The sequence below is a fragment of the Moorena sp. genome (assembly GCF_982860115.1).
In genome coordinates, this window is record NZ_CEYLVT010000093.1 from 17350 (window position 1) to 27092 (window position 9743).

General features: G+C 42.7%; 5 protein-coding genes and 1 pseudogene. 1 reads left to right on the forward strand and 5 read right to left on the reverse strand.

Going from position 1 to position 9743, the window contains the following annotated elements; genetic code table 11:
* Window positions 1-5: 5 nt before the first annotated feature.
* Window positions 6-4151, reverse strand: a pseudogene (locus tag AC4II3_RS17065) (beta-ketoacyl synthase N-terminal-like domain-containing protein); the annotation flags it as partial.
* 519 nt (window positions 4152-4670) lie between these two features.
* Window positions 4671-4856: a hypothetical protein gene (locus tag AC4II3_RS17070; RefSeq protein ID WP_488013526.1), complete on the reverse strand. Its 186-nt coding sequence runs from the start codon at window positions 4854-4856 to the stop codon at window positions 4671-4673.
* Window positions 4857-5080: 224 nt separating this feature from the next.
* Here AC4II3_RS17070 and AC4II3_RS17075 point away from each other — a divergent pair, with 224 nt between their 5' ends.
* The gene (locus tag AC4II3_RS17075) at window positions 5081-5566 is read left to right on the forward strand and encodes a Spy/CpxP family protein refolding chaperone (RefSeq protein WP_488013524.1); all 486 of its coding nucleotides are present in this window, start codon (window positions 5081-5083) and stop codon (window positions 5564-5566) included.
* Window positions 5567-5782: 216 nt separating this feature from the next.
* Here AC4II3_RS17075 and AC4II3_RS17080 read toward each other — a convergent pair whose 3' ends face one another.
* The 3 genes from AC4II3_RS17080 to urtE all read right to left on the reverse strand — a co-directional run bounded on the left by AC4II3_RS17080 (window position 5783) and on the right by urtE (window position 9676).
* Window positions 5783-8395 carry a COR domain-containing protein gene (locus tag AC4II3_RS17080; RefSeq protein ID WP_488016734.1) on the reverse strand — a complete coding sequence of 871 codons (2613 nt, stop codon included), beginning with the start codon at window positions 8393-8395 and terminating at the stop codon, window positions 5783-5785.
* A 120-nt stretch (window positions 8396-8515) separates the two neighbouring features.
* Window positions 8516-8752, reverse strand: coding sequence for a hypothetical protein (locus tag AC4II3_RS17085; RefSeq protein WP_293023527.1), 237 nt, complete (start codon window positions 8750-8752; stop codon window positions 8516-8518).
* Window positions 8753-8974: 222 nt separating this feature from the next.
* On the reverse strand, window positions 8975-9676 hold the full coding sequence (gene urtE, locus AC4II3_RS17090) for an urea ABC transporter ATP-binding subunit UrtE (protein ID WP_293044592.1): 702 nt from the start codon (window positions 9674-9676) through the stop codon (window positions 8975-8977).
* Window positions 9677-9743 lie beyond the last annotated feature (67 nt).

Consider the following 9743-nt stretch of genomic DNA (forward strand, 5'->3'; position numbering starts at 1 on the left):
ATTGACATTTGGCTTTCCAGGTACTCAACAATCTCACCAAGGGTGCGCTTTTCTGCTAGTGCCTCTGGACTCACTTTAGGCAGTTCAGGGTAGATATCCTGCACTGAACCCATAATTTCCACCCGTTTAATTGAGTCAATCCCTAAATCTGCCTCTAAATCCATCTCTAGTTCCAACATTTCTGGGGGATAACCAGTCTTGTCACTGACGACATTTAACAAAGACTCGGCCAGAGCAGACTCTGATACAGAAGTGGCTTCAGTGGCTTCAGGTGACGAGACAGTTTCCGTAGTGGTAGGTGTTACAGGAGCCGCTGGAGATGGCACTGTCTCGGGAGTGCGAGCCTGAATATACTCAGAAATTTGACGAACCTTAGGCTGCTGAGGGACTTCTGCTACTACAGGTTGCGGTTGAGGAATAGATACAGGAGTTACTGGCTTGGTTGGCTCAGTCACTGAGGTAGTTTGAAATTCAGCAACCACTGGAGTAGTGGTGGGAGCAGGAGCAGGAGCAGGAGTCGGCTCAGAAAACTGTTGTTGAGGCAACTGTTGTTGAGGCAACTGTTGAGTGTTGGTAGACGTAATTGAAGTAAGTTGTTGTTGCTGAACTGGTGCCTTTACTGGCTTCAACTGCACTGACTGTTTGGTTTTGCTAAGGATTAAGTTGCCAGATTGTTGCTGAATCAGTTGCAAAAAGATTTGAGCACACTGTGCCTGACTATTAAGATACTGCTCATGCACTCGCAGAATTTCTGATTGATGATGACTAAATTGATTCAGTAGTGCTTCTAGACTGTTGCCTACGACTGGCTGGACATTACCGTTGGTTTGAGATGTAGTGTGTAACATGTCTTCTGATTCGATAATAGAAACAACAGGATTGAAATTTTGAGTGAAATCTGGAGTGAAATCTGGAGTATCAGTTGGTTCAGCGAAGGAAAGCACTTGAGCTAAATCGGGAGTGTGCTCTGGAGTATCTTGGACAAGACTCGGTGCCGATGGCGACGGAGTTACATTTTCGCTAACCGTTATCATTTCAGATGGCAGAGATTGAGCCACAGGAGTTGTCTGATCCTCAGTTGCATTGATAGAGGTAATTAGCTCTCTTGTGCCATTTCCCTCTGTGTGTGTGTGTCCGTTTCCGTGTGTTTCCACGTCGGTTTGTTCAGATAACAGGTTTGAAAGCAACTTAGAATCAGGTTCAGTGACAATTGATTTAACCTGTGACTTAACCTGGTATCCATCCTGCAAGGCTTGCTCAAAAGCCGCTTTGGTCTTCTGACTAATGTAGTTACTGCCACTTAAGGGCACCTGCATCCGTTTGGTACCTTTGGTTTTGGTAACGATAGGCTCATGTTGATAAGGATCTAGGTTTTGTAAAGGCAAGCCCGCTACCCGTAACTGCATCACTGCTTGCCGCAGTTGCAGATCACTATCTTTTTCCCGACTAGGATTGAGGGGGATAGCGATATGGGGGCGATCGCCTAGGGTATTTTTGACCAAATTGGTGAGGATTCGTCTCGGTCCAATTTCGATAAAGTAATAACCACCATTGGCGTAGATGTTTTCTATTTCTTGCTCAAACCGCACTGACTTGAGCATCTGAGTTTCTAGGATTTCTTGAATCGCCTCAGGGTCATGGGGGTAAGGTTCAGTAGTGGTATTGGCATAGACTGGGAGTTTAGGACTGTTGAACGTAACAGACCGCAGAGCCTCAGCAAAGGGTTGACTGGCATAAGAGACAAACGGAGTATGGAATGCGGCTGATACAGGTAATGGGTTAACGGAATAGCCTTGTTTGGTCAGAATTTGTTGTAAGGTGGCAATTTCTGGCTTAGATCCAGAGAGCACGACCTGATTCGGAGAATTATAATTGGCTATCTTCAGATAAGACATACCAGAGATGATTCGTTCTACCTTAGCGATATCCCCATTCACCGCTAGCATGGTGCCAGAATCACAATCGTTAACATTCTGGGGAGTACCCATAGCTTGACCCCGAGCTTTAACTAGGTAGAAGTAATCGGCGTCGTTTAATACTCCACCAGCCCAAAGCGCTGTCAGTTCTCCAAAGCTATGTCCTGCCACAAAATCCGGCTTAAGCCCAGCTTGTTCCAGGATTTTATACAGACCCACACTGAAAGCACCAATGGCGGGTTGAGCATGTTCAGTACGCTGTAGAAGTTCAGTCTGAGTCGCCTTTTGATTATTCTCAAACCCAGGGTAAGGGAAAACAACTTGAGAAAGGGGTTTTAAACCATCGTTAATAAACAGGTCATCAAGAGCATTATAGGCATCTTGCACTGGGGGGAAGTTGAGTGCCAGTTTCTTACCCATTTCCAGGTACTGAGAGCCCTGACCAGGAAATAGAGCCACCACTTTGCCTTCAGAAGCAATACCTGTCTGGCGGTAGTAGATGCCACGGGGATGTTCCCAGGATTCTGCTTGCCCTTGTTTTTGCAGCATCTTTATCGTCAGTTTGAGCAAGTTGCAAGCTTCAGTTAAGGATGTCGCCACAAACCCCACTCTAGCAGCATCCACAGGAACCACTAAGGATTTACAGGAGTTAATCAGTTCTTGATAGTGCTCCAGAGCAGTCTCTGATTCTAATTGGGCGATGACAGCCTCACATCGACTTAACAACTCCTCTGGAGTATTAGCCGACAGTAGAATTGACCCAGGAGTCTTGTGTATACGAAACGGACCAGGTTGTGCTTTGGTATACTCTTCCAGGACGATATGATAATTTGTACCTCCAAACCCAAACGAACTCACACCCGCCCGTCTGGGGTTATCGCCTTTCCGCAGCCAGGGTTGCACGTCTGTATTGAGGTAAAACGGAGAGTCATCAATCTTAAACTTGGGGTTGGGTTGAGTGATATTAATCGTCGGGGGTAGAATCTTCTGATGCAGAGCTAGTGCTGTTTTAATCAGACTCGCAGACCCCGCCGCCGCCTTGGTATGACCAATCTGGGATTTAACACTTCCCAAGGCGATATGTTGTTTATTCGAGTTATTCTCGCTAAACACTTCATTTAATGCGGTAAATTCACAGAAGTCACCGGCTGGGGTTCCCGTGCCATGGGCTTCCATCAAGCTAACTGTTGAGGGAGAAAAGCCTGCATCTTTATACGCTCGACGCAATGCTTTGACTTGCCCTTCTGGACGAGGAGCGTAGATACTCTTGTATCGACCATCACTGGATGTACCAATACCTTTGATGACGGCATAAATGCGATCGCCATCCCGTTCCGCATCCTCCAGCCGTTTAATCACCAACATACCTAAACCTTCACCCACCATCATGCCATCGGAGGATGCATCGAACGGATTCAAATAGTCTTTTTTAGAAAAGGCAGGGGTTTTGGTGAAACACATGTAGTTGAGGATGGAGTTGTCGGTGTCAAACCCTCCCGTCAGCATCATGTCACAGCGACCTTCCAACAGTTCGCTAATCGCCATTTTAAGGGCACTCAGGGAGCTAGCACAGGCTGCATCTACGGTACAGTTAGTGCCCCCCAAGTTCAGACGGTTAGTAATTCGTCCTGCAACGACATTGGTTAACATGCCAGGAAACGAGTTTTCTTCCCATGACACATAGGCCAATTTAATTTTCTCAATGATTTTTTGGGTATCCTCATCGGAGAAGCCACTACTTTTGAGAACCTTTTCCCAAACCGGGTACTGTAAGCGAGTCGTCAGAGGTGTGATGCTTTTCCATAACCCACTGCCACCGAGGATGACTCCAGTCGTTTCCCGGTTAAATTCCCGAGATTTGTCATAGCCCGCATCTGCCAGTGCTGTCTTTGCCATCATCAGACCAAGCAATTGAGCAGAATCAATGGCTTCGAGGGTATCCGGTGGCAGACCAAATTCTAGAGGATCAAACTTGACATCTGGTAGGAATCCACCCCGTTTAGCATAGGTTTTGTCAGGAGTTTTAGGGTCTGGGTCATAATAGTCTTCTACATTCCAGTGGGAACTAGGAACATCAGTAATACAATCAACTTTGCCAAGAATATTTTCCCAATATTCCTGCAAATTTCTAGCGTTAGGAAACAAAGCTGCCATACCGACAATGGCAATCGGGTTTTGTTGCAGTTGAGAATGCCATTTATCTTGGCTTTTAGTAGTATTCTCAGTTGTTTCTATATCAGGGGAAATGTTTTTATCCACTTCAACGAACTCCACTTAGCTTTATAGTTTTGATCTCAGCTATGATCTGAGCGAAATTGATAATAGGTAATTAGTAATTTGGGAAGTGATTAACTGGATTTGATATCACATCAATTTAGTCTTGACAACAATCATAATTTGATATATTAGTTGTCTAGGTTTTTGTACTCATACTGACAAATCCTTTATTGTTAGCTTCTAAAAACTTTTCCGGAGTCAGCCTAAGTTTTATGCCGACCAAAGATTATTTTTACAAAACTTCACAAAACTGGCCTAGATCTAGGGGTGAACAAGATTGACCAAAGCCTTGCCCCACTTGAGCTGAAAGCAATTTCGATCTCTAGATCTAATCAAGGGGACAGGACTCACCCAGGGTGGATCTTATATATATAAGGAAGAAGGGAAGTGTGGAAAGTGTGGGGAGATGGGGAGATGGGGAGATGGCAATAGGCAATAGCCAATAGGCAAGAGGCAATAGGCATGCTAGACCCACCCCTAACCCCTCCCAGGAGGGGAAGGCAATAGGCAATAGGCAAGAGGCAATAGGCAAGAGGCAATAGGCAAAAGTTTACTACAAGACCTAAGCTGTTGTATCAATGTCCTAACTTTAATCCGTAGTGCTATAGTCACATAGTGCGATCGCGTAGCGTAGCCCTTTGGGCTAATCGCATTTTGGCTCAATGGTATCGAGAGGCAACAGCGGTAGTATTTTTATCTCGTCACTATAATGCATGGATCAAAGATAATGCAAGACCCATTGGTCATATCTAGCCCAGGACTAAAGTCCTAGAACAATTCAGGTCTATTGCCTCATGTCGTTTCACCCTCCCTGTTTTTAGGATAGAGACATCACACGCAAATCAGCTTACATCAAAACACTTAAAAATAGCTAAAGGGTGAACACCATGAACATCAAGCACTTTTCCCTACTTGCAGGTCTTGCAGCCATTACCTTCACTAGTTTTCCCATGGCAGCTAATGCCCAAAAAATGCATCGATCTTTCTCCAAGCTTAACCTCACTGACCAGCAGGAACAGCAGATTGAAAACATCCGTAACAATACATACTCTGAAATTGAGGATATTCTCACTCCCCAGCAACAAGAGCAATTTGAAACTATAAAAACACTACGCGGTCAACTACGAGAGGCAAAGGAGGCTACGAATCTTTCCCAAGAGCAGCGAGAGGAAATCCGCGAAATTAAAAAGTCAGTACGAGAAGAGATGGAAAGTATGAATCTCTCTCAAGAGCAGCGAGGCGAAATCCGGGAGATTAAAAAGTCAGCACGAGAAGAGATGATGGGTATTCTCACCGACGAACAGCGCCAACAAATTCGTCAAGAAATGGGCTCACGTCGAGGTAAGCGTGGATCTAGAAGGGGATTATTCTAGGACTAGATATCTGATGTAGGGTGGGCAGTGCTGAATAGATATCACCTTAAAAAGCCCCTTGCGAGACACTGCCTACCCTAGGGCGTGTTTTCAAAGTTTTCCGCAAGATTATGATCCCCCCCAGCCCCCCTTAAAAAAGGGGGGAGCCATACTCAAAGTCCCCCTTTTTTAAGGGGGATTTAGGGGGATCTCCGAGTTTTAAGACACGCCCTACGATTAATCTACTTGCTCTTCTTGTGTTGCTGGCTCTGGACTAAACCATTCTATTACCTTGTCATTAAGAAGTCCGCCAAACAGCCAAGCCCCTAATCCTACAAATAAAGTCGCTATTATGCCCATCAGAGCAAGTTTATTTGAGAGATTCCATTTCTCCTCTGTGGGTAACTCATTACTCTCGTCCCCAACGTTGATTTCGCTTTCTTCATACACAGTTTTACTACCTATCGCTTCAATATTGATATGAATAGGACTAGCAACGTTGTTTTGCTGTCGATAGATATGTAGTTGTTCATCTTTTGTGAACTGCTTTAAACCTATCACATCATCAATTAAACTTGATACCTTAACTGTATTATAGGGAGGACTACCACATTCAATCGTATCCTTACCATAATAAATCCGCTCTCTTAATTTATCAAATTCATAGAAATAAGGATTTTGACTGTTTTTACAACTAGAACAATTACAGGGGATTAACTTACTACACCTCAATCGGTTATAAGAATCATGGATCTGATCTAGTTCGTAAGTAACAGTAGTCAACAAGTCTCGTTTATGTCTACCAGTAATTCTAATTTTAATTTCTCGCTGTTCGTAATCTTCAATTACTTCTGCTTTGGTGTTCTCTTTGTTTAAGATAACCCCACTTCTCCACACATATTGCTGCTGGTCAATCCACTTATGGATTACCACAATAAACCGAGTTATAATACCTTTGGGCATGAAGTCATAGGTATAGCGGAGAATTAGATTGTCAGATTCATCCCAATCATACTCAGGTTGATTTAAACTTAGTAGTTGTGGCGCGATGTAGCTATCTTTCCTCCCAGGGATTAGATAGCAAAGTTGAAACTTGATCATCAATTGTAGCAGCTCATCCTGCATATAAGCATAGTTTTCTTCAGACCAAATTTTTTCTAAATCAGCGCGGTTAAAGCGACCTAGATTGCGAATAACGTCATCGTTATCTAGCACTTTATAGACAGCATAAGTACCCCATTCTGGTTTGAGAATCACCGTTTTCTTTAATAGAGGGTCATCTTGAAAATGCAAACACACTCCCAGATCGTGTAGGTACCCGCTTAACTGTAATTTATCTTTCTGTAAAGTAAACCCATTGTTTGAGCATATCCTTAGATATTCTTCCAGACTGATGTGATTACGGCTATCTTCTTCTAAAGCTTCTCTGACTTGTTTCCATGTTCTAGGTAAAGCGGCTTCTTTGATGTGGGGGAGGTTGCTAATATAAAATTTAATTTGGGTAAGAAGATCGTCTAAACCTCGGTTAGTAGCTAGGTTTGTTGCTAGGGTTTCTTTCAAATTGGTAAACTGTCCCCGTAAGGCGCGTTCATTTATTTCTCTATGACGATCTTGTTTTTCATTCTTGATAATTAAGAGAGGACTATTGTTGCTTAAAAGTTCTACTATATTAAGCCAGTAGTGGAAGTCGGTGTCTTCTTTTCGGGTATCTGTTACTAGGGTGTAAAGGGAACGTTTTGTCAGGAAGAATTGATGGGTGGCATGATAAATTTCTTGTCCCCCAAAGTCCCAGATATTAACCCTAAAGTCTCGACCGTTCTCCAGTGGAAATGTCCATTGAATAATGTCAATTCCTTCTGTAGATTTTTCTTTTTTATGTAGTTGATAGTCTGGGTTTTCTATCTTTTTGGCTAGTGTTGTTTTTCCAGCACCTGCTTCACCGATAATGAGGAGTTTTGCTTCATAGATATAATCTTTTCCTTCTTTCAGTTGTCGGAAATAAGATCTGATTGCTTCAATACCATTTTCTGCAATTTCTATTGGTGGAGTTTTAAGGGGATTTCCGCTTAAATCAAGCTTGGTTAAGTTGGTAAGCTTGGTTAGGGATTCTGGGACTGTTGTTAATTGATTGCTACTTAAATCAAGCTGGGTCAAGTTGGTAAGCTTGGTGAGGGATTCTGGGACTATTTTTAATTGATTTCTGCTTAAATCAAGCTGGGTCAAGTTGGTAAGCTTGGTGAGGGATTCTGGGACTGTTGTTAATTGATTGCTCCTTAAAATAAGTGCCCTTAAGTTAGTAAGCTTGGTGAGGGATTCTGGGACTGTTGTTAATTGATTGCTCCTTACATCAAGCCTGATTAAGTTGGTAATATTTCCGATGGATTCTGGGACTGTTATTAATTGATTTAAGGATAAATCAAGCCTGGTTAAATTGGTAATATTTTCGATGGATTCTGGGACTGTTATTAATTGATTATAGCTTAAATCAAGCTGGGTTAAGTTGCTAAGCTTTCCGATGGATTCTGGGACTTTTGTTAATTCATTTCCCCTTAAATCAAGCTGGGTTAAGTTGCTAAGCTTGGTGATATATTCTGGGAATCTTTTTAATTCATTAAAACTTAAATCAAGCTGGGTTAAGTTGCTAAGCTTTCCGATGTATTTTGAGACTGTTGTTAATTCATTTCTTCTTAAATTCAATACTTCCAACTGTGATAAATTCAAAACTTCAGTTGGTATTTTAGTTAACTTGTCACCATAGTTAAGCAAAAAATGACTGCTTAAATCTAACTGTTTAAGCTGCTGCTCTCTTGCTTCTATTATTTTCTTAACAAAACGTTTTGGTACAGCCATTTTTATTCAATTATAGCGGTTTTAAATTAGGTGAGGTACATTTTTTTTTAGGGAGCAGGGAGCAGGGAGCAGGGAGCAGGGAGCAGATAAGAGGTAAAAAATTCTATGTATCTCATTAAACTAAAAACTGCTATACTTATCAAGTTTAGACTTAACCTTAGACCAAACCGTAGAGTCAATCTCATCAGCTAATTCAGCCGCCACCTCTTCTGTGAGTTGACTGCGCTGGCTGATTGACTTGAGTTCAAGATAGTTGAGGAGTTGGGTCAGTTGCTGATAATCAATTGCTGTCTTATCAATCTTGATGATGATAGTTTGGTCATCAACACTAAGATTGTAATAAGGATTGTTAGACATAAGTTACAATCCAATACACTAGTATTGTAGTATATTCTATATAATAAATATTTATAGCATTTATTGCCATAATGAGGTACATATTTTTTTCCCTGTCACCTCTTCCCCTCCTGGGAGGGCTTAGGGTTGGGTTACTGTTCCCTGTTCCCTGTTCCCTGTTCCCTGTTCCCTAAAACCAGAAACTCTGTACCTCACCAAAATAAAAAACCGCTAGGTAACGATTCAAACCGCTAAAAATTGCTGAATCACATCCTGACTCAGTTCACTAGTCGCCCCGGATGCCACAATCCCACCCTTCTGCATGGCATAGTAGCGGTCAGCTTGTCGGACAAAATGTAGATGCTGCTCCACTAAGAGCACGGAAATCCCAGTGGTTTTAATAATCCGGCGCACAGCCGCTTCAATTTCCAAAATAATCGACGGTTGAATCCCTTCCGTAGGTTCGTCTAACACTAATAACTGAGGACGTCCCATTAATGCCCGTGCGATCGCTAATTGTTGCTGTTGTCCACCACTCAAGTCACCACCCATCCGGGACAACATTGATTTTAAGACCGGAAACAGCTCAAAGATAGTGTCTAGGATGTCATCTTCAGCCTTTCTACCCCCTCGACGTGCTTCTAAACCCAGCAACAAATTCTCTTTCACCGTTACCCTAGGGATAATCTCCCTCCCCTGGGGAACATAGCCAATCCCTAATCTGGCTCGTTTATCCGTTGATAGTTTGGTCAGGGGTTGACCAGCAAAGGTAATGGTGCCAGTGCGGGGTTTCAGTAATCCCATAATCGTTTTGAGTAGAGTAGTTTTGCCCACACCATTCCGTCCAATCAGGCAAACCATTTGTCCTGCTGGTACATTCAAATCTACATTTCTGAGGATGTGGCTTTCACCGTAGTAGACATTTAAATTGGAAATTTGCAGCATAAGAGTTTTTTAGAATTTAGAATTTAGAATCGGGAATCGGGAATCGGGAATCGGGAATCGGGAATCG

Bases quoted from the DNA above. Each gene is read 5' to 3' on its own strand.
- AC4II3_RS17085 (WP_293023527.1), bottom strand. From the start codon at position 8,752: ATGTCTAACAATCCTTATTACAATCTTAGTGTTGATGACCAAACTATC.
- AC4II3_RS17075 (WP_488013524.1), top strand. From the start codon at position 5,081: ATGAACATCAAGCACTTTTCCCTACTTGCAGGTCTTGCAGCCATTACC.
- AC4II3_RS17080 (WP_488016734.1), bottom strand. From the start codon at position 8,395: ATGGCTGTACCAAAACGTTTTGTTAAGAAAATAATAGAAGCAAGAGAG.
- urtE (WP_293044592.1), bottom strand. From the start codon at position 9,676: ATGCTGCAAATTTCCAATTTAAATGTCTACTACGGTGAAAGCCACATC.